20 protein-coding genes are annotated in these 24,807 nt (G+C 71.8%); 13 read left to right on the forward strand and 7 right to left on the reverse strand.

Features of this window, described 5'->3' with window-relative positions:
• Positions 1–360 precede the first annotated feature (360 nt).
• On the forward strand, positions 361–2,562 hold the full coding sequence (locus tag ACWD02_RS01880; protein WP_451203418.1) for a molybdopterin oxidoreductase family protein: 2,202 nt from the start codon (positions 361–363) through the stop codon (positions 2,560–2,562).
• Between the two features lie 51 nt (positions 2,563–2,613).
• Here ACWD02_RS01880 and ACWD02_RS01885 read toward each other — a convergent pair whose 3' ends face one another.
• The 3 genes from ACWD02_RS01885 to cutA form a co-directional block, all read right to left on the reverse strand.
• A complete protein-coding gene (locus ACWD02_RS01885) occupies positions 2,614–2,925 on the reverse strand; it encodes a DUF6355 family natural product biosynthesis protein (protein ID WP_451203420.1) in 312 nt (103 codons plus the stop codon).
• A 281-nt stretch (positions 2,926–3,206) separates the two neighbouring features.
• Positions 3,207–3,644 (reverse strand): gamma-glutamylcyclotransferase family protein, encoded by a 438-nt coding sequence (locus ACWD02_RS01890; protein WP_451203422.1) that lies wholly within the window; start codon positions 3,642–3,644, stop codon positions 3,207–3,209.
• Positions 3,641–3,997 carry a divalent-cation tolerance protein CutA gene (gene cutA, locus ACWD02_RS01895; protein ID WP_451203424.1) on the reverse strand — a complete coding sequence of 119 codons (357 nt, stop codon included), beginning with the start codon at positions 3,995–3,997 and terminating at the stop codon, positions 3,641–3,643. The genes ACWD02_RS01890 and cutA overlap by 4 nt, the downstream gene beginning before the upstream one ends.
• A gap of 193 nt (positions 3,998–4,190) precedes the next feature.
• Here cutA and ACWD02_RS01900 point away from each other — a divergent pair, with 193 nt between their 5' ends.
• Both ACWD02_RS01900 and ACWD02_RS01905 read left to right on the forward strand, forming a co-directional pair.
• A complete protein-coding gene (locus tag ACWD02_RS01900) occupies positions 4,191–4,907 on the forward strand; it encodes a hypothetical protein (protein WP_451203426.1) in 717 nt (238 codons plus the stop codon).
• Positions 4,904–6,550 (forward strand): ATP-binding protein, encoded by a 1,647-nt coding sequence (locus ACWD02_RS01905; RefSeq protein WP_451203428.1) that lies wholly within the window; start codon positions 4,904–4,906, stop codon positions 6,548–6,550. The genes ACWD02_RS01900 and ACWD02_RS01905 overlap by 4 nt, the downstream gene beginning before the upstream one ends.
• 13 nt (positions 6,551–6,563) lie before the next feature.
• On the opposite strand, the gene ACWD02_RS01910 is transcribed toward ACWD02_RS01905, so the two are convergent.
• Entirely contained in the window at positions 6,564–7,232 is a 669-nt protein-coding gene (locus ACWD02_RS01910; protein WP_451203431.1) for an NADPH-dependent FMN reductase, read from the reverse strand.
• An 83-nt stretch (positions 7,233–7,315) separates the two neighbouring features.
• Between ACWD02_RS01910 and ACWD02_RS01915 the strand changes: the two genes are divergently transcribed.
• The 3 genes from ACWD02_RS01915 to ACWD02_RS01925 all read left to right on the forward strand — a co-directional run bounded on the left by ACWD02_RS01915 (position 7,316) and on the right by ACWD02_RS01925 (position 9,851).
• Positions 7,316–8,107, forward strand: coding sequence for an aminotransferase class IV family protein (locus ACWD02_RS01915; RefSeq protein ID WP_451203433.1), 792 nt, complete (start codon positions 7,316–7,318; stop codon positions 8,105–8,107).
• A 361-nt stretch (positions 8,108–8,468) separates the two neighbouring features.
• On the forward strand, positions 8,469–9,020 hold the full coding sequence (locus ACWD02_RS01920) for a hypothetical protein (RefSeq protein ID WP_451203435.1): 552 nt from the start codon (positions 8,469–8,471) through the stop codon (positions 9,018–9,020).
• Between the two features lie 228 nt (positions 9,021–9,248).
• On the forward strand, positions 9,249–9,851 hold the full coding sequence (locus ACWD02_RS01925; RefSeq protein WP_451204354.1) for a class F sortase: 603 nt from the start codon (positions 9,249–9,251) through the stop codon (positions 9,849–9,851).
• 55 nt (positions 9,852–9,906) lie between these two features.
• On the opposite strand, the gene ACWD02_RS01930 is transcribed toward ACWD02_RS01925, so the two are convergent.
• From ACWD02_RS01930 to ACWD02_RS01940, 3 genes are all read right to left on the reverse strand, one after another.
• Entirely contained in the window at positions 9,907–10,689 is a 783-nt protein-coding gene (locus ACWD02_RS01930) for a sulfite exporter TauE/SafE family protein (RefSeq protein ID WP_451203437.1), read from the reverse strand.
• Positions 10,690–10,803: 114 nt separating this feature from the next.
• A complete protein-coding gene (locus tag ACWD02_RS01935; RefSeq protein WP_451203439.1) occupies positions 10,804–10,995 on the reverse strand; it encodes a hypothetical protein in 192 nt (63 codons plus the stop codon).
• Positions 10,996–11,031: 36 nt separating this feature from the next.
• Positions 11,032–12,477: a ferredoxin reductase family protein gene (locus ACWD02_RS01940; protein WP_451203441.1), complete on the reverse strand. Its 1,446-nt coding sequence runs from the start codon at positions 12,475–12,477 to the stop codon at positions 11,032–11,034.
• 463 nt (positions 12,478–12,940) lie between these two features.
• Here ACWD02_RS01940 and ACWD02_RS01945 point away from each other — a divergent pair, with 463 nt between their 5' ends.
• The 7 genes from ACWD02_RS01945 to ACWD02_RS01975 all read left to right on the forward strand — a co-directional run bounded on the left by ACWD02_RS01945 (position 12,941) and on the right by ACWD02_RS01975 (position 24,802).
• Complete coding sequence (locus ACWD02_RS01945) at positions 12,941–14,203, forward strand: NAD(P)/FAD-dependent oxidoreductase (RefSeq protein WP_451203443.1); 1,263 nt, start codon at positions 12,941–12,943, stop codon at positions 14,201–14,203.
• Positions 14,203–16,809: a nitrite reductase large subunit NirB gene (nirB, locus tag ACWD02_RS01950; RefSeq protein WP_451203446.1), complete on the forward strand. Its 2,607-nt coding sequence runs from the start codon at positions 14,203–14,205 to the stop codon at positions 16,807–16,809. Before ACWD02_RS01945 ends, nirB begins: the two co-directional genes overlap by 1 nt.
• Positions 16,809–17,132, forward strand: a complete 324-nt coding sequence (gene nirD, locus ACWD02_RS01955; protein WP_451203448.1) for a nitrite reductase small subunit NirD — start codon at positions 16,809–16,811, stop codon at positions 17,130–17,132. Before nirB ends, nirD begins: the two co-directional genes overlap by 1 nt.
• 45 nt (positions 17,133–17,177) lie before the next feature.
• Positions 17,178–17,762 (forward strand): TetR/AcrR family transcriptional regulator, encoded by a 585-nt coding sequence (locus ACWD02_RS01960; protein ID WP_451203450.1) that lies wholly within the window; start codon positions 17,178–17,180, stop codon positions 17,760–17,762.
• Between the two features lie 127 nt (positions 17,763–17,889).
• Positions 17,890–18,666, forward strand: coding sequence for an SDR family NAD(P)-dependent oxidoreductase (locus ACWD02_RS01965; RefSeq protein WP_451203453.1), 777 nt, complete (start codon positions 17,890–17,892; stop codon positions 18,664–18,666).
• Between the two features lie 73 nt (positions 18,667–18,739).
• Complete coding sequence (locus tag ACWD02_RS01970) at positions 18,740–19,678, forward strand: oxidoreductase (RefSeq protein WP_451203455.1); 939 nt, start codon at positions 18,740–18,742, stop codon at positions 19,676–19,678.
• Positions 19,679–20,305: 627 nt separating this feature from the next.
• Positions 20,306–24,802 (forward strand): RHS repeat-associated core domain-containing protein, encoded by a 4,497-nt coding sequence (locus ACWD02_RS01975; protein ID WP_451203457.1) that lies wholly within the window; start codon positions 20,306–20,308, stop codon positions 24,800–24,802.
• Positions 24,803–24,807 lie beyond the last annotated feature (5 nt).

Genomic DNA, 24,807 nt, shown 5'->3' on the forward strand with positions numbered 1-24,807 from the left:
GTCGTGGTCCGTCCTCGCGCCGTTCCTCGCGCCCCTGACGGGGCGCGTCTGCCTGCTCCCGCTTGTCCGCCAGGTGCGGGTTGTGGTCCGTCCTCGCGCCGTTCCCCGCGCCCCTGACCGGGCGCCTTTGCCTGCTCCCGCTTGTCCACCGGGTGCCGGTCGTGGGCCGTCCTCGCGCCCCTGACGGGGCGCCTTTGCCTGCTCCCGCTCGGCCGCCGAGTGCCGGTCGTGGGTCGGCCCGTGACCCTGACGGTTGCGGGGGCGCTCACAGTGGGGGGCGGGGGGTTATGAGGTCGGATTACCGTGTGTGTAACGCGAGCGCGTCGGGGGGTGTAACACGTCCGGCGGATGCTGGAGCGTATGCACACCAAGGCGACACCGACCCACTGTCCGTACTGCGCGCTGCAATGCGGGATGGGCCTGGCCACCGGTCCCGGCGGGACGGAGGTCGTGGAGCGGCCCGAGTTCCCCGTGAACGGGGGCGCGCTGTGCGGCAAGGGCCGTACGGCGCCCGCTGTGCTCTCCTCCCGGGTGCGCCTGACCGAGCCACTCATCCGATCCCACGCCACGGGCCGGCTCGAACCGGCCACCTGGGAGGAGGCCGTCGCCCGCGTCGCCGAGGGCCTTTCCCGCACGCGTACGGAACATGGCGCGGACGCGTGCGGAGTGTTCGGCGGCGGGGGTCTGACGAACGAGAAGGCGTACGCGCTGGGGAAGTTCGCACGGGTGGCACTCGGCACGTCGCAGATCGACTACAACGGCCGGTTCTGCATGTCGTCGGCGGCAGCGGCGGGGCAGCGGGCCTTCGGGCTCGACCGCGGCCTGCCCTTCCCGCTGGCGGACATCCCCCGCACCGGCTGCGTGATCCTCGTCGGCTCGAACCTCGCCGAGACGATGCCGCCCGCCCTGCGGTACCTGACGGAGCTGAGGGAGAACGGCGGAAAGCTGATCGTCGTCGACCCGCGCAGGACCCGCACCGCCGAGCAGGCCGACCTGCATCTGGCACCGCGCCCCGGCACCGACCTCGCCCTCGCCCTCGGCCTGCTGCACCTGGTGGTGGCCGAGGGCCGGACGGACGAGGCGTTCATCGCGGAGCGCACCAGCGGCTGGGAGGACGCGCGGGCGGCGGCGATGGCGCACTGGCCGGAGTACGTGGAGCGGATCAGCGGCGTTCCCGTGCCCCGACTCCGGGACGCCATGCGGATGTTCTGCGACGCCGAGGCCGCCATGGTGCTCACCGCCCGCGGACCCGAGCAGCAGTCCAAGGGGACGGACACGGTGGGCGCGTGGATCAACCTCTGCCTGGCGACCGGCAACGCGGGCCGCCCACTCGCCGGGTACGGCTGCCTGACCGGGCAGGGCAACGGCCAGGGCGGACGCGAACACGGTCAGAAGGCCGACCAGTTGCCCGGCTACCGCAAGCTGACGGACCCGGCGGCGCGGGCCCACGTGGCGGGGGTGTGGGGCGTCGACCCGGATTCACTCCCGGGGCCCGGCCGGTCCGCGTACGAACTGCTCGACGCGCTCGGCGGGGACATCAGGGCACTGCTCCTGATGGGTTCCAACCCGGTCGTCTCGGCGCCGCGCGCCGCGCATGTGGAGGAGCGGCTGCGGTCGCTCGACTTCCTGGCGGTGGCCGACGTGGTGCTCTCCGAGACGGCCCGCCTCGCCGATGTCGTCCTGCCGGTGACGCAGTGGGCCGAGGAGACGGGCACGGTGACGAACCTGGAGGGGCGGGTACTGCTGCGCCGCAAGGCCGTGAGCGCTCCCGACGGCGTACGGAGCGACCTGGACGTGCTGCACGGTCTCGCCGCCCACCTGGGCCACGAGAAGGGCTTCCCGACGGACCCGGAGGAGGTCTTCGACGAGCTGCGCCGGGCGAGCGCGGGCGGAGCGGCGGACTACTCGGGGATCTCGTACGCACGCCTGAAGGAAGGAAACGGGGAGGGGGTGTTCTGGCCCTGCCCCGCGAGCGAAGGCCCCGAGCACGGGTCGGCGCAGGAGGCGTCCGGGGACGGGGACGGGGCCGCGGCGGCGGTCGCGGCCGCGGCTGCGGCCTCGCCCGGGGCTGATGTCGAACACCCGGGCACCCCGCGCCTGTTCCTCGACCGCTTCGCCACCGAGGACGGGCGGGCACGGTTCGTGCCGGTGGTCCATCGCGCCGCCGCCGAGGAGCCGGACGCGGAGTATCCCGTGCTCCTGACCACCGGGCGGGTCCTCGCGCAGTATCAGTCGGGGGCCCAGACGCGCCGTGTCGACGAGCTCAACTCCGCCGCTCCCGGGCCCTTCGTGGAGCTGCATCCGCGGCTCGCCGCCCGCCTCGAGGTCGGGGAGGGTGAGCCGGTGACCGTCGTCTCGCGGCGGGGGCGGGCCGTCGCCCCGGCGCGGATCACCACCGCGATCCGCTCGGACACGGTCTTCATGCCGTTCCACTGGCCGGGCGAGGGCCGGGCCAACTCCCTGACCAATCCGGCGCTCGACCCGGTCTCGCGGATGCCGGAGTTCAAGGTGTGCGCGGTGCGGCTCGAACGGGCCGACGGCCGGGCCGGCGCTCGGACGTGACCGCGGGCCGGGGGAACCCCCCGGCCCGCGGTCAATGGGCGAGAGCGAAGGTCAGCAGGTGCGTCCCACGTAGTGCGCGCCCTGGATCTTGCTCGCCGAACCCAGCCAGAGCTTGCCCGGGCCCACGCAGCGCTCGTAGTCGGGGGCCATGGCCACCTCCACCTTGATGACGACGTTCGAGCCGTCGCCCGTGCAGTGGTTGTAGAACGCGTCGCTGCCCGTCTCGTAGAAGCCGCAGGGGTTCATGACGGCGGACGAGGCGGGAGCGGACGGGGCGTGAGCGGACGCGGCGGCCGCCACGGGGAGGCCGAGGGTGAGGGCTACGGCGCCGACGAGGGCCGGCAGCGAACGGCGAAGGCTCATGGGGCAACTCCTGCTGAGGACGTGGTGCTCACGCACCGACTCGCGCACCGACTGGTGCACACGGAGAGTGCCACAGCGGCAACTCTTGGTGATCATGCGCTGCGCGTGGGTCGCTCGCACGGGTGATTCAGTCCACCAGATCGAGTGCGCAGGCGTTTGAGCTGCGCAAAGCGCGTCGCAAAGCACGTCGCTAGGCACGTCGCTATGTGCATCGCTATGCGCGTCGCCAAGTGCGTCGCAGCGCGGGCCTGCGGGTGAGGCGTGACCGCGTGGCCCGCGCCTCACCGGCCGGTCCGGCGGGACATCCAGTCCCCTCCCCCGATCACCGCCCCCGAGGCACGCAGCCTCGTCGCCACCCACGGCGCCGCCACGTACACCCACGCGCTCGCCGGGGCCCCGCCCAGGAGGACCACCTCGCGCCGCACGCGCTCGTACAGGTTGCGGGGGTTGCCCGGCGCGTACTCCTCCAGCGCGTCGAGGTCGGCGAGGAGCCGGTCGTACGCGGAAGGGGCGGCCGTGATCAACTCGCCGTGCACGGGGCCGCCTTCGGCGCTCTCCACCAGGTACGGATAGCCGGGCCCTTCGTAGAGAACCGCCCCCGGGAGCCAGGCCGGCCACTCCGCCTCGATGCTGCCGCGCAGATGGACGTCGTGGTTCCGCTCCCCCGGCCGCAGCGTCCCGTACACGAAGAACGGCAGCCGGCCCCCCTCCTTCGTCATCCGGCGCTCTCCCGCTCCACCCACTCCAGGTAGTCCGCGCTCCCCCGCACGACCGGCGTCGCGATGATCTCGGGGGTGTCGTAATCGTGGGCCTCGGTCAGCCAGGACTCCAGGGCCTCGTACCGCGCGGCGGCCGTCTTGAACAGGATCTGCCACTCGCGGGCGGTCTCGACGGCGCCCTCCCACCGGTAGACGGAGGTGACGGGCCCGACGATCTGCGCACACGCGGCGACCCGAGCGGCCACCGCACCGCTCGCGAGGTCTTCCGCCTTCTGCGCGGTGTCGGTCGTGGTCAACACGGTGAGCACCGTTGCCCGCCCGGGCCCGGAGCCGGTTTCGTACGTCGAGGTCATACGCCGATTCTGCCCGGAGCGGCAGCGTGCGAGCCCGGGGGGACGTCGGGCTGGGCAGGGGCGGCGGCGGCCGGGGCCGGGGGCCAGTGGCCAGGTCGAAGGTCCTGAATGGCGCGTTTTCATCCCACATACCGCTGTCTGTTACACAACCTCCCGTTATCCGTGACGCGCGCTTCCTACCGTCGGTGGAGCCATGAACCTTTCCTGTCCCCACCGCCGCCTCCTGCGCCGTGCCGCCGTCCTCACCGCCACGGCGGCCGTCGTGCTGGCCGGATGCGGCAGCGTGGACGGGCTCGATGCCGGTGAGCCCGCGCCGTCCGTGTCCGTGCAGCCGCGCCCCCGGCCCCTCTGGCCTGCATGGTCGAGCGCGTCCCCCGAGGCGCCCGGAGCCGACACCGCCACCCACCAGCCGCCGCCGGAAGCCCTGGAAGGGCTGCCGAAGCCGGGCAAGGGCGGGCTCCGCACGGAGGACTTCCGCGAGGTCCTGCGGGCCGATCCGCGGATGAAGCCGCTCGCCGACCGGGGCGAGATCGACCGCCCCGGGCAAGCAGGACTGCGGCCGCCGCTCCTGACGGACCTGACCGGCGACGGGCGCCCCGAGCTGCTCGTGGCCGCCGACACGGAAAGCGGCCGCAGCGTCCTCTCCGTCTACGCGGAACGCGAAGGACGCGTCTATCCGGTCCTGTTCACCTCCGGGAAGCGCGTGAGCATCGAGACGCTCGGCAAGGACCTGCTGGTGCGCAGCTCGTGCGCGGACGGCGGCCAGCAGGCCGTGCGGTTCCACTGGGACGGCGTACGGATGTCGACGGTGAGCGACACCAAGAACTACAAGGAGGACGCCGGTTCCGACGGCTCCCCGTCACCGACGCCCACTCCGCAGCCCTCGCGCGGCACGGGCGGGCCACGGTGAGAGGCATCGGCCGACGCGTCCGCGCCGCCCTCAACGCCCTCGGTCTGCGCTGGAAGATCGCCGCACTGCTCGCGCTCGGCTGCGCGGTCGTCGCCGTCGCCATCGGGGTCCTCGTCCACCAGGCACGGCTCGAACAGGTCTCCGAGAGCGCCAGGTCGGGGGCGACCGCGCAGCTGGTGCGGGTACGTCAGCTGTACGAGCTGACGGGGCAGGTCGACACCGCAGGAGACGCCCGAGACGCCCGTACGGACGCCGCCCTGGACGCACCCGATCTGCCGGCGTCCCTGCGGACCGCCGCTCTGGACGGGCGCCGGACCACGTACCTCGACATGAGCGCCGAGCACCCCGTCGTGTGGGCGGCGCGCCCGGTCGGCGACCGGGTGCTCTCGGTCCGTGAGCCGCTGGCCGAACAGGCCGCGGAGATGGCGGAGTTCGACCGGCAACTGCTGGCTTCGGGAGCCGTCGTCGTCATCCTGGCGGCACTGGGCGGCGCCGCGCTCGCCAGCCGCCTCAGCCGCGAGCTGCGGACCGCCGCGGCCACCGCGCGCCGCATCAGCCAGGGCGATCTGGACGCCCGTATCGACCATCCGCGCGTGCCGGGCAGCCGGCCCGGCAAGGACGAGGTGGCCGAACTGGCCGCCGCCGTCGACACGATGGCGGCGTCCCTGCAGCGGCGCCTCGAGGCCGAGCAGCGCTTCACCGCTGACGTCGCCCATGAGCTGCGCACCCCGCTGACCGGTCTGCACACCGCGGCCGAACTGCTGCCGCAGAGCCGCCCCACGGAGCTGGTGCGCGACCGGGTGCTCGCCCTGCGCACCCTCACCGAGGACCTGCTCGAAGTGGCGCGCCTCGACGCGGAGATGGAACACCCCGACCTGGGCACGCATCCATTGCGCGCGCTCACGGAGGGGATCGTGCGGCGGTCGGGGTGCACGGTGCACTTCACGACGCCAAACGGCCCGGACGACGCGAACCCGCACTGGAACCCGCACTGGAACCCGCACTCGAACCCGCACTTGGACCCGCACGCGGCCACGGGCTCGGCATCGGGACTGGGCTCAGGCGCAGGCTCCGGTTCCGGCTCGAAATCGGGACCGGGCTCAGGCGCAGACTCGGGATCGGGATCAAGCTCGGGCTCAAGCTTGGGAGCGGGCTCTGGACCAGGCTCCGGCTCGGGATCCGGCGCGGGATCCGGCTCAGGACCGGGGCCGGGACCGGGACCGGAATCGGGACCGGAATCGGGACCGGGCTCGGGTTCAGGATTGGCCCCGGGCGCAGGCCCAGGCCCAGGCTCGGACTCAGGGTCAGGATCGAGCGACACGCTCGTCCGCACCGATGCGCGGCGGCTGGAGCGGATCATTGCCAATCTCGTTGCCAACGCCCGCAGGCACGGGGCCGGCCCCGTCGACGTGCGGGTGGCCGGGGCCGTGGTCACGGTCAGTGATCACGGGCCCGGCTTCCCCGATCATCTCCTCAAGGACGGCCCTCGGCGCTTCCAGACCGGCGCCAGCGAACGCGGCCAGGGCACGGGCCTCGGCCTGACCATCGCCTTCGGCCAGGCCCAGGCGATCGGCGCGCGGCTGGAGCTGCGCAACGCGCCGGGCGGCGGCGCGGTGGCGACGGTGCGCCTGCCGGAGGCGTGAAGCTTGCCCTCCCTCAATTCCCGTAGGGACGGGCCTCCTTGGCGCTGCGAAGGGCCCACGCCCACCAGTGGAGCTGGTCGAGCATCGACTTGGCGGCGGCATTCGCGGCCGTCGGGTCCTTGTGGGTGCCGTCGTCGGCGAAGAGGCCGCCCGCGTTGTGGAAGGAGACGGTGTCGCGAATCGTCATGGTGTGCAGCTCGGCGAAGACCGGGCGCAGGTGCTCGACCGCGCGCAGGCCGCCGGAGAGCCCTCCGTAGGAGACGAAGGCGAGGGGCTTGGCCTGCCACTCGGCGTTGTGCCAGTCGATGAGGCTCTTGAGGGAGGCGGGGTAGGAGTGGTTGTACTCGGGGGTGAGGACGACGAAGGCATCGGCGGCGGCCAGCTTCGGCGTGACCTTGCCGAGCTCGGCAAGGGTCTCGGGCGACGGGTTGAAGGACAGCGCGGTCGGCAGGTGGGAATCGGCCAGGTCGATGACATCCACCTCGAAGTCCGCCCGCTCCCCGATCCGCGCGAGCAGCCAATCGGCGACGATCGGCCCGAAGCGGCCCTCGCGATTGCTCCCGATGATGACGGCGACGCGCAGGGGCGCGGCGGACGCGGTGGAGAACGCGGTGGTGGAAGACGTGGCAGTGGAGGAACTGGCAGTGGACGCGGAATCAGCGGCATTCGTGTTCTGGGTCATGAGAAGACCCTCGTTGCTCAACCTAGGTTGAGGTCAAGCGGGACGTGCGGGGAGTTTCACGGAGGCGTCGTACGGTGACGGCCATGACGACAACTCCTCCGCCCCTGCAACGCATTGAGATCGACGGGCGGGACGTGACCGCGGACCGGCTGTTGTGGGCCGCGCTCGGCGGCGTGGGGCACTTCACCGCGATGCAGGTCAGGGGCGGCGGTGCGACGCGTGGGCTCCGGCTGCACCTGGAGCGGCTCGACGCGGCCACCCGTGAGCTGTTCGACCGGGAGCTGGACGGCGAGTACGTGCGCGGGCTCATCCGGCACGTGCTCCGCGACGACATCACCGATGCCTCCGTACGCGTCCACGTCCACGCACCCGATGGCGAGCCGTCCGTGACGGTCACCGTCCGGGCGCCGGGCGAGATGCCCGAGAGCCCGCAGGCCCTGCGGTCCGTCCCCTATCAGCGGCCCTTCCCGCACATCAAGCACATCGGCGGCTTCGGGCAGGCCCGCCACGGAGAGCTCGCCCGGCGCGCGGGCTTCGACGACGCGCTGCTCACCGCCCCCGACGGAACGATCAGCGAAGGCGCCGTCACGAACATCGGCTTCCACGACGGCACCGAGGTCGTCTGGCCCGACGCGCCCTGCCTGACCGGCATCACCATGCAGCTGCTCGAAGCTCGCCTCTCGGCCGCCGGCATCCCCACGCGCCGGGCCCCTGTCACGCTCGCCGACCTCTCCTCGTACACGGCCGCGTTCGTCACCAACGCGCGCGGCATCGCGCCGGTGCGGCGGATCGACGACACCGGCTTCGCGGTCGACGAGAAGCTGATGGGGACACTGGCGGAGCTCTACGCCGACGTTCCCCGGGACGCCGTCTGAGGCGGGGTCAGGTCGGACCACGGGCCTCGGGGAAGGCACGAGGGGCAGGAAGGGCAGGAAGGGCACGAGGGGAAAGTGAAAGGAGGGGGCGCGGGGAGGCGTCCGGTCAGCTCAAGGGTCACCCATTCACAGGCGCCTTGCCCCCTCTTCGGACACTGCTCGGCGACACGCCGAGTGACCTGCTGGAATGTTCCCGCCGAAGCGTCAGAAGCCGCTCCCCCACAGAGTTTCTGACAGCTCTTCAGGAGGCGTACGCAGCCGAGTGCCACTTACCTCGGTAGCGCGGGGTTCGACCGACGCAGCGGCACTTGGAGGTGCCGCGGGCCGTGCCCTCTGATGGCCCCTCGGAGGAGCAAGCACGATGCGCAAAGCCCGCCTGCTGACCACTGCCGCGCTCGCCGTCGCGTCGGCGGCCCTGATGGCGCCCCCCGCCGCGGCCGCCGTACGCGACGCGGGCGGCGGCCTCGAGGTCCGCCCGTCCACCGTCATGCCGGGCTCCACGGTCACCGTGGACACCACCGCCTGCGGCAGCGAGGGAACCGCGACGGGCGACGCGAGCGCGGTCGGCGCCGGCACCTTCACGCTCGCCCCGGACACGCAGAAGGAGAAAGCGACCGGCACGTTCGAGGTGCCCCCGTCGGCCCAGCCCGGCACCTACGAGATCGCCGCGCAGTGCTCCGGCTCCGGCGCGGACGGCAAGCAGGTGGCGGGCGACCTGATCGTGACGATCACCTCCACCGCCGCCGCCCGCGAGGAGCAGCAGGTGACCCCGAAGGGCCATGTGAAGACGGGGGTCGGCGGTGCTCTCGGCCCCGACCCCGTGCAGACCGCGGCGGGAGTGGCGGCGCTTGCCGTCGCCGCCGCGGGCGGTACCTGGCTCCTGCATCGCCGGGCGAGAGGCGACAGGATCTGACGGACACCCTCCGCTGTCCACCGGTACCGCCAGCCCCCTCCCTCTCCGGATCCGCCTGTCCCTCGTGGGCCCGGAGAGGGGTGTGGGGACCGGCCTCCCCGAACCCTGAGGGGGACGAGTCGATTGACGCGCAGGAAGAGTCCGGGCAGGAAGAGTCCGGGGAGGAAGAACCCCGGCAGGAAGAATCCGGGCGGGAAGAATCCCGGCAGGAAAGCCGTCAACTCCGCCATAGGCGCGGTCACCGTCGTCGCCCTGTGCTCCGGCGCGTGGCTGCTGCACAACGGCACGGAGTCCCACCCCCCGCCGCAGCCGTCCGCCGAGCAGGCCGCGTCGGCCCACCCCCGGTCCGGCGACGCCCCGGCCGCCGCGGCGCTGCCCCCGTCCCCGCCCGACCGGATCCGGATCCCCTCGATCCGGATCGACGCGCCTCTCATGGGGCTCGGCCTGACGCCGCAGGGCAGCCTTGACGTACCGCCGCCGAAGAAGACGAATCTCGCGGGCTGGTACGAGTCGGGGACCACGCCCGGCGAGACCGGCACCGCCGTCGTGGCGGGGCACGTCGACAACGCGGACGGCCCGTCCGTCTTCTACGACCTGGGCGGTCTGACCCGGGGCCGCACCATCGAGATCGAGCGCAGGGACGGCAGCGTCGCGGTGTTCACCGTCGACGCGAACGAGGTCTACGACGCCAAGAAGTTCCCGGACGCCAAGGTGTACGGCGCGGCGGACCGGCCGGAGCTGCGGGTGATCACGTGCGGCGGCGGCTACTCGAAGACGACGGGGTATCAGGGCAACGTCGTGGTGTTCGCGCACCTGACGGGTGTGCGCTGACCCCCGCTCAGGGGCGGAGGGCCGAACCCCGCCACGCGCACCGCCACGCGCACCGCTACGCGACCCACTGCTCGTACGCCATCTTCGCCACGAGCCCGAACACGGTGGTGAGCAGCACGATCCGGACGAAGCCGCTGCCCTTCTTCAGCGCGGTGTGCGCCCCGAACATGCCGCCCGCGAGGTTGAAGACGGCCATCAGCGCGGCCAGTTGCCACAGGACCGCGCCCTGCCAGGCGAACATCGCGAGGGCGCCCGCGTTGGTGCAGCAGTTGACGATCTTGGCGGTGGCGGAGGCGGACACCAGGTCGAGGTGGAGCACGGCGGTCAGCGCGAGCACCAGGAAGGTGCCGGTGCCGGGCCCGATGAGACCGTCGTAGAACCCGATGCCGAGGCCCGCGAGGCCGATGGCGGCGAGGATGCGCTTCGGTGACGCGGGGCGGGCGGAGGGCGCGGTGCCGAAGGCGGGCCTGAAGATGACGAAGGCCCCGACGCCGACCAGCACCACCATGATCACGGGCTTGAGCACCTCGGTGCTCATGCCCGCGGCGAAGAAGGCGCCGCCCATGGACCCGGCGAGCGCGGCCAGGCCGATCCGTACGGCGGTGCGCACGTCGACCGGCGTCTTCCTGACGTAGGTCACCGCGGCGCCGGTCGTCCCGACGATGGCCACGGCCTTGTTCGTCCCGAGGGCGTGCGCGGCCGGGGTCCCGGCCGGGAGGCCGAGGAGCAGGGCCGGCAGCAGGAGGAGCCCGCCGCCGCCCACCACCGCGTCGATCCAGCCGGCCGCGAGTGCGGCGATGCAGAGGACGACGACGGTGGTCAGAGATATGTCGGGCATGATCGCGACCCTATGGAGGGGGTGATCACGCCGTCCACGAATAGAGGAGGAGTTGAGGGACTTCAGAGGTTCCGTTCTCAGAGGTTCCGTTCTCAGAGGTTTCGTTCTCCCTCGTCACGGCGCCGCCTGAGGTGCCGGAACCCCCGCCGGTACGCGATCGGGAGCCGGCGGTGCCGCCGGGTCGACCGTGAGGGCGAGGACGGTGGCGACCAGCGCGCTTGCTCCGGCGAGGCCCGTCGCCAGCTTGCGGCGGGCCTGCAGGGTGGGGCCCAGGGCCGGGCCCACGGGTTTGCGGTGACGTCCCACGTCAGCCCCTCTCCAGGGTTCGCGTACTCATCATTCTCAGAAGGTGAAGCACTCGGCGTGTATGCGCTCCTGGGGCACCCCGGCCCGTACGAGCGACACGGTGGCCGACGCGGTCATCCCGGGCGGCCCGCACAGATATACGTCGTGCTCGGCGAGGTCGGGGATCAGATTGCGCAGGGCCTGCGGTGCGAGCGGATCGAAGGAGGCGTCGGAGCGCCCGAGCAGATAGTGCAGCCCCGCTCCCCTGCTCCGGGCGATCGCCTCCAGCTCCTCCCGCAGCACGAGCTGCTCCGCGCTGCCCGCCCGGTAGAGGAGCGTGAGGTCCCCGGGCCCGCCGGGCAGCGTCTCGAACAGCGCCCGCATCGGGGTGATCCCCACCCCGCCCGCGAGCAGCAGCACCTTGCGCCGCGTACGCCGGTGGGCGGTCAGCGCGCCGAAGGGCCCGGTGGCAAGGACCCGCGTCCCCGGCTTCAGGCGCCGCATCCGCCGCGTGTGGTCGCCGATGGCCTTCACGGTGATCCGGAGGGTGTCGTCGCGCACCGGCGCGGACAGCGAGAACGGCAGCGCGGTGCGCCAGAGCCTGCGGCACAGGAAGCGCCAGCGGAAGAACTGTCCGGGTTCGGCGCGCAGTTCGTCGAGCCCGATGCCTTGCATCACGACCGACACGACGCCGGGTCCTTCGTCGCGTACGTCGATGACGCGCAGGCTGTGCCTCAGCGCCTGCCGCACGGGCACGACGACGCGGTACCAGACGAGCAGCACGGCCACCGTGGCGTGCAGCATCGACCACAGCCACACCGTCAGGATGCTGCCCGCCACGTCGGGCCCCGCGAGCTGGTGCACGAAGCCGAGCGCCACGCCGAGGTAGGTCAGCAAGTGCACGGCCCGCCAGGTCTCGTGCGGGACGCGGCGCCGCATCGCACGCGCCGAGGTGACACCGACGGCCACGAGCAGGCACGTGCCGGCGGCGGCGAGGGCGAGGCCCGGGTAGCCGAGCAGGTCGAGACCGGCACTGAGGAGGTCGGTGCCTGCGTGGGCGGCGTATCCGCACAGGGCGAGCAGGGCGTGGCCCAGGCACAGGGTGAGGACGTAGCGGCCGCCCTGGGCGTGCAGCCGGGCGAGCCGGTCGGCACCGACCCCGTGCTCGACCGCGGGCACGCGGGCCATCAGGAAGAGCATGACGAGGACGCCGTACCCGGCGAGCAGGCCGGTGAGGTGGGCACCGGTCGCGAAGAGCACGTCGAGCCGGGCCGAGGGTTCGACCTGGACGGCCCAGAGCGCGGTGACGGCGAGCGCCAGGCCGAGGATTCCGTTGCGCAGGGTGGTGGGGGTGACGCGGATCGGCGGGACGGGGGTGGCGGCGGCCCGGGGCCGCGGCGGCATCTGTGGCATCGGCGGAACCTGCGGCCCGTCCGTCTGCCGCAGGTACGCGGACAGCGCGGGGTACGCGTCAAGCCGGGAATCGGTCACGTCGGTGGTCACGGCCGCAGACTAGGCGCGGGACGCGGGTAAAAATGGCTGGTCAGGCGAATACTGCTGATCCTTAAGGCGGGCTTGAGGACTGCCTCAACAGGCGTTAAGCCCAGCCACCCAACCGACAAGGCAAGCGCGCCCAGAACAAAACGCGGGGCAATCGGGCGGGCGGGCGGGAAGGGCCCGTTCGTCCAGAACAAAACGCGGGGCAATCGGGCGGGTGGGCGGGAGGGGCTTGTTCGTCCAGGACAAGACGCGGGGCAAACGGGCGGGCGGGAGGGAGGGGCCCATTCGGCCAGAGCAAGACGCGGGGCAAACGGCCGACCGGCCGGCCGGGAAGGCCCAGCTAGGCCAACGAAGGCCCAGGGGCCAGCCCCCTCACAGCCCACCCCACCCCCCGCTGAGGGCAGCGTTCCCCCCGGGAAACAGTCAGGATGCGGACGGGTAACACCGCCCCCGCACTCTGCCGTACATGACCTCTTCGACCCCGGGCCCCCAGAGCCCGCACTCACGCGTGGTGGTGATCGGCGGCGGCCTCGCCGGTGTCCGCCTCGCCCAGCGGCTCGGGGGCTCCGGAAACGTCACCCTCATCGGGGAGGAGCCGCACGCACCGTACAACCGCGTGCTCCTCGCCGACGTCCTCTCCGGGCGCCTCGGCCCCGAGGTCATCGGCCTCCCGCCCGTCCCCGGCGAGTTCCTCCGCACCCGCGCCGTCCGCGTGGACCGCGCGGACCGCCTCGTCCACTGCGCGGACGGCAGCGTCGTCCCGTACGGCACTCTCATACTCGCGACCGGCTCGAACCCCGTACTCCCACCCCTCCGCGGTCTCTTCGAACCCGGCGCCACCGAACTGCCCCGGGGCGTGCACGCCTTCCGGACGATGGACGACTGCCTGGCCCTGTCGGAGGCCGTACGGCCAGGAACGGGCACCCGCGTCGTAGTCATCGGCGGCGGCCTCCTCGGCGTATCGGCGGCCCGCGCGCTGGCCGTGCGCGGCGCGCAGGTCGTCCTCACCCAGCAGGGTGACCGGCTCATGGAGCGGCAGCTCGACCCGGCCGCGAGCGCACTGGTCCACCGGCACCTCACCGAGCTCGGGGTCGAGGTGCACACCGAGTGCCGGGTGCGCGGCGTGCGGCAGTCCGACGGCGCGGTCCGGTCCGTGGAGCTCGCCGACGGCTACGTACTCGGCACCGACCTCACCGTCCTCGCCTGCGGCGTCCGCCCCCGCACGGGGCTCGCGCAGGCCGCGGGCCTGGACGTACGCCGTGGCATCGTCGTCGACGACGAGCTGCGCACCTCCGACCCGCACATCCGCGCCATCGGCGACTGCGCCGAGCACTCCGGCGAGGCCCGCTGCCTGGCGGCGCCCGCGCTGGAACAGGCCGACGCCCTGGCGGACACCTTGCTCTCCCCGGGGGACGCCCGCCCCTACTCCGGCACCCGCGCCCTCACCCGCCTCACCCTGCACAACGGACGTCCCGGCTCCGCTCCTCTGGACCTGGCGGCCTTCGGCGACCCCGAGCACCGGCCCGACGACGACGTCGTCCAGCTCGCGGACGCCACCCGTGGCACGTACCGCAAGGTCGTCGTGCGCGGTGACCGGCTCGTCGGCGGCGTACTGCTCGGCGAACTGACCGCCGTCGGCGCGCTCGCCCGCGCCTGGGAGGCCGACGACCCGCTGCCCGCCGACGGCAGCCCCCTGCTCCACCTGCTCACCCACGACGGAGGCCTCTGATGCCCACGGACACCCCCCGCCACAGCGCGCACGACAACACCATCGTGCTGGTCGGGCACGGCATGGTCGGCCAGCGTTTCCTGGAGGCCATCGCCGCGCGCGGCCTCACCGACACGCACCGCGTGGTCGTCCTGTGCGAGGAGCCACGGCCCGCATACGACCGCGTCCAGCTCACCTCGTACTTCGCGGGCCGTACGCCCGACGAACTCTCCCTCACTGACCCGGAGTTCATCGAGAAGCACGGCATCGAGCTGTACGTCGGCGACCCCGCCGAGTCCGTCGACCGTGACGCGAGGACCGTCACCGCGCGCTCCGGGCAGACCTTCGCCTACGACACGCTCGTCCTCGCGACCGGCTCCTTCCCCTTCGTGCCGCCGGTGCCCGGCAAGGACACCACCGGGTGTTTCGTCTACCGCACGATCGAGGACCTGCTCGCCATCGAGGAGTACGCGAAGACGTACGCCACGACCGGCGCCGTCGTCGGCGGCGGGCTCCTCGGCCTGGAGGCGGCGGGCGCGCTGCGCGGGCTCGGACTCGACACGCACGTGGTCGAGTTCGCGCCGCGGCTGATGCCGGTACAGGTCGACGAGGGCGGTGGCGCCGCGCTCCTGCGCACCATCACCGGCATGGGCCTGACCGTGCACACGGGCGTCGGCACGCAGGAGATCGTCGGCACGGAGGGCGCCGTCAGCGGGATGAAGCTGTCGGACGGGAGTGAACTCGCCACCGATCTCGTCGTGTTCTCCGCCGGTGTCCGGCCGCGCGACCAACTCGCCCGCGAGAGCGGCCTGTCGGTGGGCGAGCGCGGCGGCATCACCGTCGACGAGCAGTGCCGCACCAGTGACCCGGCCGTGTACGCGATCGGCGAGTGCGCCCTGGCGTCGGACGGCCGGGTCTACGGCTTGGTCGCGCCCGGTTACGAGATGGCCGAGACCGTCGCCGCCGCGATCGCCGCGGAGGAGTCGAGCTTCACCGGCGCCGATCTCTCCACCAAGCTGAAGCTCCTCGGCGTGGACGTCGCCTCCTTCGGCGACGCGCACGGCGCGACCCCGGACTGCCTCGACGTCGTCTACTCCGACTCGCGCTCGGGAACGTACAAGAAGCTGGTCATCGGCGCGGGCGGCGAGCTCCTCGGCGGTGTCCTGGTCGGTGACGCGGAGGCGTATGGCGTGCTGCGGCCGATGACCGGCAGCGTGCCGCCGGTCTCGCCGGAGCAGCTGGTGCTTCCCGCGGGCGCGGGCGGCCCGGTGTCGATCGGCCCGTCCTCGCTGCCCGACTCGGCGGTCATCTGCTCCTGCCACAACGTCACCAAGGGCTCCATCCGCGGCGCCGTCACCGAGCACAGCTGCACCACCGTGCCCGAGGTGAAGAAGTGCACCAAGGCCGGTACGGGCTGCGGCAGTTGTGTGAAGGTGCTCGGCCAGCTGGTCAACGACGAGCTGGAGGCGTCGGGTGTCGAGGTCGACAAGGGCCTGTGCGGCTGCTTCGCCCAGACGCGCCAGGAGCTGTACGAGATCGTCCACACCCTGGGGATCACCTCCTACCGGCGGCTCCTGGACTCCCACGGCCGCGAGTCCGCCCGTGGCACGGAGGGCTGCGAGACCTGCAAGCCGACGGTCGGCTCGATCATCGCCTCGCTGGCCCCGACGATCGGCGCCGACGGCTACGTCCTCGAAGGCGAGCAGGCCTCCCTCCAGGACACGAACGACCATTTCCTCGCCAACCTCCAGAAGAACGGCTCCTATTCGGTCGTGCCGCGCATCCCCGGCGGTGAGATCACCCCGGAGAAGCTGATCGTGATCGGCGAGGTGGCCAAGGACTTCGGTCTCTACACGAAGATCACCGGCGGCCAGCGCATCGACATGTTCGGCGCGCGCGTCGAGCAACTGCCGCTCATCTGGACGCGGTTGGTGGACGCCGGGTTCGAGTCGGGGCACGCGTACGGCAAGTCGCTGCGGACGGTGAAGTCCTGCGTCGGGCAGACCTGGTGCCGTTACGGCGTGCAGGACTCGGTCCGGATGGCGATCGACCTGGAGCTGCGCTACCGCGGCCTGCGCTCCCCGCACAAGCTGAAGTCGGCCGTCTCGGGATGCGCCCGTGAGTGCGCGGAGGCCCAGTCCAAGGACTTCGGGGTGATCGCCACGTCGAGCGGCTGGAACCTGTACGTGGGCGGCAACGGCGGCGCGACCCCGCGCCACGCTGACCTGCTCGCGCAGGACCTGTCCGACGCCGAACTGGTGCGCCTCATCGACCGGTTCCTGATGTTCTACATCCGTACGGCGGACCGCCTCGAGCGCACGTCGACCTGGCTGGAGCGGATCGAGGGCGGCCTCGACCACGTACGGGACGTGGTCGTCCATGACTCGCTCGGCCTCTGCGACGAGCTGGAGGCCCTGATGGCCGACCATGTCGCGCACTACCGCGACGAGTGGTCCGAGACCATCAACGACCCCGAGCGGCTCGCGCGGTTCGTGTCCTTCGTGAACGCGCCGGACGTCCCGGACCCGACCGTGAGCTTCGTCCCCGAACGGGACCAGATCAAGCCGGACCTGCCGCTGCTCTCCATCGGCTCCCGCCCCCGCGACCTGGAAGGTGCTGCATCCTGATGAGCATTCAACTCCGCCTGGACGACGACTGGTTCGAGGTCTGCGACCGTGCGCACCTCCAGCCGGGCCGTGGCATCGCCGCGCTGCTCCCCGACGGCCGTCAGGCCGCGCTCTTCATCGACCGCGCGGGCCGCGCGTACGCGATCGACAACCGCGACCCGTTCACGGGCGCCGCGGTGCTCTCGCGCGGCCTGCTCGGCGCGGCGGCGGGCCGGCCGTTCGTGGCCTCGCCGCTCCTGAAGCAGCGGTTCGACCTGGAGACGGGGCGGTGCCTGGACGATGACTCGGTGACGGTGGAGACGCACCGGGTCCGGCTGGCATAGGAAGATTACTTGACCGATCGTTCCAGCCAGCTCTAGTCTTTCCTCGTGGCCAGGACCAAGGAATTCGATCCGGACGCCGCGCTCCAGTCGGCCCTAGAGCTGTTCTGGCGGCGCGGCTACGAGGCGACATCGATGGCCGACCTCGTGGAAGAACTGGGCATCGGCCGCGCCAGCCTCTACGCGACCTTCGGCAACAAGCACGACCTGTACCTGAAGGCCCTCGAGCGGTACGCCGAGTCCCAGAACCCGCGGCTGCTCGCGGAGCTCTCACAGCCGGGCCCCGCACTGCCCGCCGTCCGCTCGGTGGTCCGCCGCTTCGGGCGCGAGGCCGCCTCCGAGGCGGCGCGCCTGAACGGCTGTTTCATCACGAACACGGCGGCCGAGCTCGGCCCGCACGACGCGGCGGCGACCCGCTGCGTCGAGCGCAGCTGGGAGTACATGGAGACGCTGCTGCACTCCGCGCTCGTCCGCGCCCAGGCGCAGGGCGAACTGCCCGAGGACCGCGATCCGCTCGCCATCGCGCGCATGCTGCTGACCCTGATGCAGGGGCTGCGCGTGGTCGGCAAGGCGTCGAAGGACCCGGCGCGGGTGCGGGACGCGACGGAGCAGGCGCTGACCCTGCTCGACTGAGCCCCCCTCCTTTCCCCGCTCCTTCTTCCCCCGCCCCTTCTTCCCCCGCCACCTTCTTCCCTTGATCCTCCTGGCTTCTTTTTTCATGACCTGATACTGAACCGATCGTTCAAGAAAAGAGTTCCTCATGACCGCAGCACCGCGCACCCGCTTCGCCGGCCGCACCGCCCTCGTCACCGGCGGCGGCTCCGGCCTCGGCCGTGCCATGGCGCTCGCCTTCGCCGCCGAGGGCGCGAACGTCGTCGTCGCCGGGCGAACCGAAGGCCCCCTCAAGGAAACCGTGGGCCTCATAGAGGAAGCGGGCGGCACGGCGCTCGCCGTCCCGGCCGACGTGTCGCGCTCCGAGGACCTCGCGGCGCTCGTCGATGCCACCGTCGAGCGGTTCGGCTCGCTGGACGTGGCCGTCAACAACGCGGGCATCCTGCGGGCCGGGCAGCCGGTCGCCGAACTCCCCGAGGAGGACTGGCGGACGATGCTCGACATCAACGTCACCGGCGTACTGCTCGCGCTCCAGGCCGAGGTGCGGCAGATGCGCGCACAGCCCGGCGGCGGGGCCATCGTCAACATCTCCTCCAACCTCGGTGCCCACACCAGCCTGCCGGGCACCATCGGCTACGGCGTCACCAAGGCTGCCGTCTCCGCGCTGACCAAGGGCGCCGCGGTCGAGCACATCGGCGACGGGGTGCGGATCAACGCGGTGAGCCCCGGCTCGTCCGACACCACCATGTCGCTGCGTCCGGGCGAGAGCGAGGCCGAGCGAGCGGAGCGGATGAAGGGCGCGACACCGCTCGGCCGCGTCTCGTCGACCGCGGAGGTCGCGGCCGCCGTGCTCTACCTCGCCTCGGACGAATCGGCGTCGGTGGTGGGCGCGGATCTGGTGATGGACGGGGGTGCCGCGGCCTGAGTCCCTGCCCTAGGCTCGGGCTGCCTACTCTCGGGTAGGAACAGGCGTGCGCCCAAGCAGAGGGAGCTGTGTCATGACGGGCTGGAACGCGAGCGACATCCCCGACCAGAGCGGCCGCACCGCCGTGGTCACCGGCGCCAACAGCGGCATCGGCTACGTCACCGCGCGCGAACTCGCCCGTCGTGGCGCGCGCGTGGTACTCGCCTGCCGCAGCGAGGAGCGGGGGACGCGCGCACTGGAGCAGTTGCGGGCCGAAGTGCCGTCCGCGCAGGCGGAGTTCAGGCGCCTCGACCTGGGTGACCTGGGGTCGGTACGGGAGTTCGCGGAGTCGTACGACCGTGACGACGACAACGGCGGCCTCGACCTCCTCGTCAACAACGCGGGTGTGATGGCGCTGCCCTACCGGCAGACGGCGGACGGCTTCGAGACGCAGTTCGGCGTCAACCACCTGGGCCACTTCGCGCTCACCGGCCTGCTGGTGCCCCGGCTCCTGCGTACACCGGGGTCCCGGATCGTCACCGTGTCCAGCGCCTTCCACGCACTGGCGAACATCGACATGGGAGACCTCAACAGCGAGCGAGACTACCGGCGTTGGGTCGCCTACGGCCGCTCCAAGTCGGCGAACCTCCTCTTCGTCCACGAACTGGCACGGCGCCTCGCGGCCACGGGCTCCGACACCGTCGCCGCTGCGGCGCACCCCGGCTACGCGGAGACGAACCTCCAGTCGGCGGCCCCCAAGATGGAGGGCCGCAAGGTGGTGGAGCGCGTGATGTGGCTGGGCAACCGCCTCGCGGCCCAGCCCGCGACGAAGGGCGCCCTGCCGACGCTGTACGCGTCCACCGCACCGGGCGTCCGCCCCGACTCGTTCACCGGACCCAGGGTGCTGGGCTGGCAGGGCGCACCGGCACGGTCCTGGCGAGCGAAGTGGACACTGAACGACACGGCGTCCGAACGGCTCTGGGAGGCGTCGGAGGGGCTCACGGGGGTGCGGTACGCGGCCCTCAAGGGGTGAGGCTCCGAAGAGGCGAGAGGCCGCGCCTCTCCCGCTTCCGCCTTGCGGCGCCACGCGGCCGGTCCTGGCGAAGCCGGCGGACGCGGCGACGTGCAAGGCGTTCTGGCGTGCGCCTGCGCCGTACTCAAGTCCCCGCTGGATAGCGACGATTGGCCCCATCGCTCACCCCGGGCACACAGAGGGGGCGCACTCCAGGGCCCGCACACCCACAGCCCGCCCGCACATGCCTCCCCGCCGCGTCCATCGGCCCCGATTCCACGGAAGTCCTGCGGTAAGGCTCCGGCAACCGCGCGCGGCCCGGGGCGCGCGAGACCGGACGGAGACGACATGGTGGAGCACGGCGGGCGCGGGAGCACCGCAGGGTTGGCGGAGGATCATGCGGATCGGGCGTACCGCGCGATGCTGACCCACGCGTTGAACTGCCCCCGCTGCGAGTGCAACTGGCGCGAGTGTCCCACCCGGCGGGCTCTGGCGGCCATGCTGCGCGAGGCACGCCGCTGACATCCGAAGGGGCGGCATCCGCGCCCGCCGGACGACCCGCTCGACCGGATACCGTTGCGCGAGCACTGCCAGATGGGTTTCTGGTGCGTCTCGGGACGTAAGTGTGTGAAGTGACGGGGGAGCAAGATGGCGGGGAATCGTCCGGCGGATTGGCATGTCCTTGACTTGGACAAGGATCCGACGCCCGGTGATCCGGACAGAGTCCGTAATCTCGCGAAGAATCTGCACGACTTCGCCGATGACGTGTCGAAGGTTCTTCGCGACATCAAGGGGATGGCGGGCGAGGATGCGATCCTCACCTGGGCGGGGAAAACGGCGGAGTCCTTCACGGCGGAGTTCGAGGACGCGCCGGGCAAGCTGAAGAAGCTCAAGAAGAGCTACGAGATGGCGGGCGACGCCCTCTCCTCCTACTGGCCGGAGCTGGAACGCTCCCAGGCCCTGGCCGACAAAGCCCTCGCCCAGGGCCGCGAAGCCCAGACCAGTCTCAGCGCCGCCCAGTCCCGCCTGACCTCGGCCGACTCCTGGGTGGACCGGGCGGGCAAGGAAGCCGACAAGTACAAGGACGACGACGGCGGTTCCAAGGCCGGCAAGGACGTGCCCAAGCCCGACCCGGACAAGGTCAAGGCCGCCACCCGCAACGCCAACTCCGCCGAGAAGGCCCAGACCGCCGCCAAGTCGGACGTCTCCGTCGCCAAGAGTCACCTCGACGCCGCGAAGAAGATGGCCGAGGACGCCCGCAAGATGCGCGAGAACGCGGCCGGGACGGCGAAGAAGAAGCTCGAGGAGGCCTCCGACGCCGGCATCCAGAACCGCAAGTGGTGGGAAGAGGTCGGGGACTGGGTCACCGACAACTGGGACACCATCGTCGCCGTCTGCAAGGTCGTCGTCGCCGTACTGGGCGTCATCGCGTTGATCGTCGGCGGGCCCATCCTCGCCGCGATCGTCCTGGTCGCCGCACTCGTGGTCCTCGCCGACACCCTTCATAAATACGCGAATGGGGAAGCAGGGCTACTGGACGTGGCCTTCGCCGCCCTGGACTGCATCCCCGGCATGAAGGCCCTGACCTCCCTCCGCGGCCTCGCCGGAGCGGCCAAGGGTCTCAAGTCCGCAGCCCGCGGGCTGCGCTCCGCGGGAGGGGGGCTCCGCAAGGCCCTATCGGGTGGCATGAAGAAGGTGGCGGGCAAGGGCAAGCCGGCCAAGGGCCGCTGCAAGAACGGCGACCCCATCGACATGATCTCCGGCGAGATGCTCATGGAGCTGACCGACGTCGACCTGCCGGGCCTGCTCCCCCTGGTCCTCCAGCGCACGCATCTGTCCACGTACCGATGGGGCCACTGGTACGGCGACTCGTGGGCCTCGACGCTGGACGAGCGGGTCGAGATCGACGACCAGGGCATGGTCTACGTCACCGAGGACGGCCAGCTGCTGTCCTACCCCCACCCCTCCCCCGGCGGTGCGCCGCTGCTCCCCGCCCACGGCCCCCGCAGGCCGCTGAGCATCGACGACGCGGGCACGGTCACGGTCGCGGACCCGCAGACCGGCCACGTCCGCCACTTCCTCCCGGCCACGCCCACCGCGGAGCCCACGGCCGGGGAACAGACGAACCCCCCTGCCGGAGAACGTCACGAGATCCTGCCGCTGCGAGCCATCACCGACCGCAACGGCAACCGCATCGACATCGACCACGACCCCACCGGCGCACCCACGGCCATACGCCACACCGGCGGCTACCACCTGAAGGTGGACACCGACGACCACCGCGTCACCGCGCTCCGGCTGCTCACCCCCGGACCCGGCACCGGGGGCACACTGGTGGCCGCGTACGGCTACGACGAGGTCGGCAACCTGGCCGAGGTCCACGACTCGGCCGGACCGCGGCTGCGCATGGACTACGACGACCGGGCCCGCATCACGTCCTGGACCGACAGCAACCACACCTGGTACCGCTTCACCTACGACGACGAGGACCGCTGCGTCAGCGGCGAGAGCACCGCGGGACACCTGTCCTGCACCATCGAGTACCGCCCCGACGAGCAGGAGACCCGCTACACCGACGCCCTCGGCCGGACCACCGTCTACCGCTACAACGACCTCAGCCAGCTCCTGTCCGAGACGGACCCGCTGGGCGGCACCGTCCACAGCGAGTGGGACAGCCGGAACGACCTGCTCGCCCGCACAGACGCGCTGGGGCGCCGCACCGAGAACACCTGGGACGAGCACGGCAATCTGATCGCGACACGTGCTCCGGACGGCACGTGCGCCACCGCGGAGTACAACGACCTCGCCCTGCTGACCGAGATCGTCGGCCCGGACGGCGCCGTCCAGCGCCAGACATGGGACGCGCACGGCAACCGCACCAGCGTGACCGCCCCCGACGGCACGACGCATCGCTTCACGCACGACGCCACCGGAGCCGTGTCCACCGTCACGGACCCCCTCGGTCACACCACCGAGCTGCGCTGCAACGCGGCGGGGCTGCCGCTGGAGGTCACCGACCCGCTGGGCGCGGTGACCCGCTACGACCTCGACGCCTTCGGCCGCGTGAGCACGATCACGGACCCGACGGGCGCGACCACGCGCCTTGAGTGGACGGTGGAGGGCCGGCCGGCGCGGCGCACGGAGGCGGACGGTTCGTCGGAGTCGTGGACGTACGACGGCGAGGGGAACTGCGTCTCGCACACGGACGCGATGGGCGCGACCACGACGCACGAGTACACGCATTTCGACCTGATCGCGGCCCGCACGGACCCCGACGGCGCCCGCCACGAGTTCGAGCACGACACCCAGCTCCAGCTCCGCAAGGTCACCAACCCGCAGGGTCTGACCTGGAGTTACGAGTACGACCCGGCGGGCCGCTTGGTGGCGGAGACGGACTTCGACGACCGCACCCTGACGTACACGCGTGACGCGGCCGGCCAGTTGGTGTCCCGTACGACGGCCGCGGGCGACGTGATCACCTTCGAGCGGGACGTGTTCGGCCGGACGGTCACCAAGAACGTGGCGGGCGCCGCGATCACGCGCTACGCCTACGACGCGACGGACGGCCTCACCGAGGCGGTGAGCCCGGACGTGACACTGACCCTGGAGAGGGACGCGGCAGGCCGGCTCCTCTCGGAGACGGTCAACGGCCGCACCCTGACCTGCACCTACGACGCCGTGGGCCGCCGCATCGGCCGCACCACACCGTCCGGCGCGACGAGCACCTGGACCTACGACGCGGCAGGCCGTCGCACCGAGATGACCGCGTCCGGGAAGCGGCTGGCGTTCACGCACGACGAGGCGGGCCGGGAGCTCACCCGCACGGTCGGCGAGGTCCTGACCCTGACGAACGTGTACGACGCCGTGGGCCGCCTGGCGAAACAGGATCTGATGGGCCCGGCCCGCAGGCGGATCCAGCAGCGTGCGTACACGTACCGTGCGGACGACCACCTGACCGCCATGGACGACCGGCTCAACGGCACGCGGCGCTTCGACCTGGACGCGGCGGGCCGGGTGACCGCGGTCCGCGCGGCAGGCTGGACGGAAAGCTACGCCTACGACGAGGCGGGCAACCAGACCGACGCCTCCTGGCCGGCCCCCATGCCGGGTCAGGAGGCGACAGGCCCTCGCGCGTACACCGGCACCCGTATCACCGCGGCGGGCAACGTCCGCTACGAGTACGACACGGCAGGCCGCACCACCCTGCGCCAGAAGACCCGCCTGTCCCGCAAGCCAGACACCTGGCACTACGAATGGGACGCGGAGGACCGCCTCACGTCCGTGGTGACCCCCGACGGCACGAGGTGGCGCTACCTCTACGACCCCCTGGGCCGCCGCGTGTCCAAGCAGCGCGTGACGGAGCAGGGGGTGGCCGAACAGGTCGACTTCACCTGGGACGACATGACTCTCTGCGAACAGACGAGCCACGCCCCGGACGCACCCCAATCGGTGACCCTCACATGGGACCATGAGGGCTTGTGCCCCCTGGCCCAGACCGAGCGCAAGCACCTCACCGACGAAGAGGTGGACGCCCGTTTCTACGCCATCGTCACCGACCTCGTCGGCACCCCGACCGAACTCCTCGACGAGCAGGGCGACATCGCCTGGCGCACCAGGACCACCCTCTGGGGCACCACGGTCTGGAACCGAGACGCGACCGCCTACACGCCCCTGCGTTTCCCCGGCCAGTACCACGACCCCGAGACGGGGCTGCACTACAACTACTTCCGGCACTACGACCCCGAGACCGCCCGCTACCTCACCTCGGACCCGATCGGTCTCGCCGGTGGCTTCGCGCCGCACAACTACGTCCCGAACCCGTTCATGTGGATCGACCCGCTCGGCCTTTCCCTCCTCGACGTCAGCAAGAACGGCGTGAAGATCGTCGTGCACGAGTACGACGTCGACAAGCCGGCGCACGCGCATGTCACCGGTGGCGGAGGCCGCGAGGTCAGGATCGGTCCGAACGGCAAACCCCTCCACAACCAACCGGAGCTTTCGAGCAAGCAGCGACAAGCGGTGGAGCATTTCAAGCCGCAGATCAGGACCGCCGTCAGGAAGCTCGGCAGGCGGAGCCAGGCGGAGGAGCGGGCCGCGAAGGAACAGCGCGAGGCCGCCGAGGCCGCCAAGAAACCCTGCAAGTAGGGATG

The organism is Streptomyces sp. NPDC002853, from assembly GCF_053591915.1.

Excerpts from the sequence above, each read along its gene's own strand:
- ACWD02_RS01880 (WP_451203418.1), top strand. The coding sequence starts at position 361 with ATGCACACCAAGGCGACACCGACCCACTGTCCGTACTGCGCGCTGCAA.
- ACWD02_RS01885 (WP_451203420.1), bottom strand. The coding sequence starts at position 2,925 with ATGAGCCTTCGCCGTTCGCTGCCGGCCCTCGTCGGCGCCGTAGCCCTC.
- ACWD02_RS01890 (WP_451203422.1), bottom strand. The coding sequence starts at position 3,644 with ATGACGAAGGAGGGGGGCCGGCTGCCGTTCTTCGTGTACGGGACGCTG.
- cutA (WP_451203424.1), bottom strand. The coding sequence starts at position 3,997 with ATGACCTCGACGTACGAAACCGGCTCCGGGCCCGGGCGGGCAACGGTG.
- ACWD02_RS01900 (WP_451203426.1), top strand. The coding sequence starts at position 4,191 with ATGAACCTTTCCTGTCCCCACCGCCGCCTCCTGCGCCGTGCCGCCGTC.
- ACWD02_RS01910 (WP_451203431.1), bottom strand. The coding sequence starts at position 7,232 with ATGACCCAGAACACGAATGCCGCTGATTCCGCGTCCACTGCCAGTTCC.
- ACWD02_RS01915 (WP_451203433.1), top strand. The coding sequence starts at position 7,316 with ATGACGACAACTCCTCCGCCCCTGCAACGCATTGAGATCGACGGGCGG.
- ACWD02_RS01920 (WP_451203435.1), top strand. The coding sequence starts at position 8,469 with ATGCGCAAAGCCCGCCTGCTGACCACTGCCGCGCTCGCCGTCGCGTCG.
- ACWD02_RS01930 (WP_451203437.1), bottom strand. The coding sequence starts at position 10,689 with ATGCCCGACATATCTCTGACCACCGTCGTCGTCCTCTGCATCGCCGCA.
- ACWD02_RS01945 (WP_451203443.1), top strand. The coding sequence starts at position 12,941 with ATGACCTCTTCGACCCCGGGCCCCCAGAGCCCGCACTCACGCGTGGTG.
- nirB (WP_451203446.1), top strand. The coding sequence starts at position 14,203 with ATGCCCACGGACACCCCCCGCCACAGCGCGCACGACAACACCATCGTG.
- nirD (WP_451203448.1), top strand. The coding sequence starts at position 16,809 with ATGAGCATTCAACTCCGCCTGGACGACGACTGGTTCGAGGTCTGCGAC.
- ACWD02_RS01965 (WP_451203453.1), top strand. The coding sequence starts at position 17,890 with ATGACCGCAGCACCGCGCACCCGCTTCGCCGGCCGCACCGCCCTCGTC.
- ACWD02_RS01970 (WP_451203455.1), top strand. The coding sequence starts at position 18,740 with ATGACGGGCTGGAACGCGAGCGACATCCCCGACCAGAGCGGCCGCACC.
- ACWD02_RS01975 (WP_451203457.1), top strand. The coding sequence starts at position 20,306 with ATGGCGGGGAATCGTCCGGCGGATTGGCATGTCCTTGACTTGGACAAG.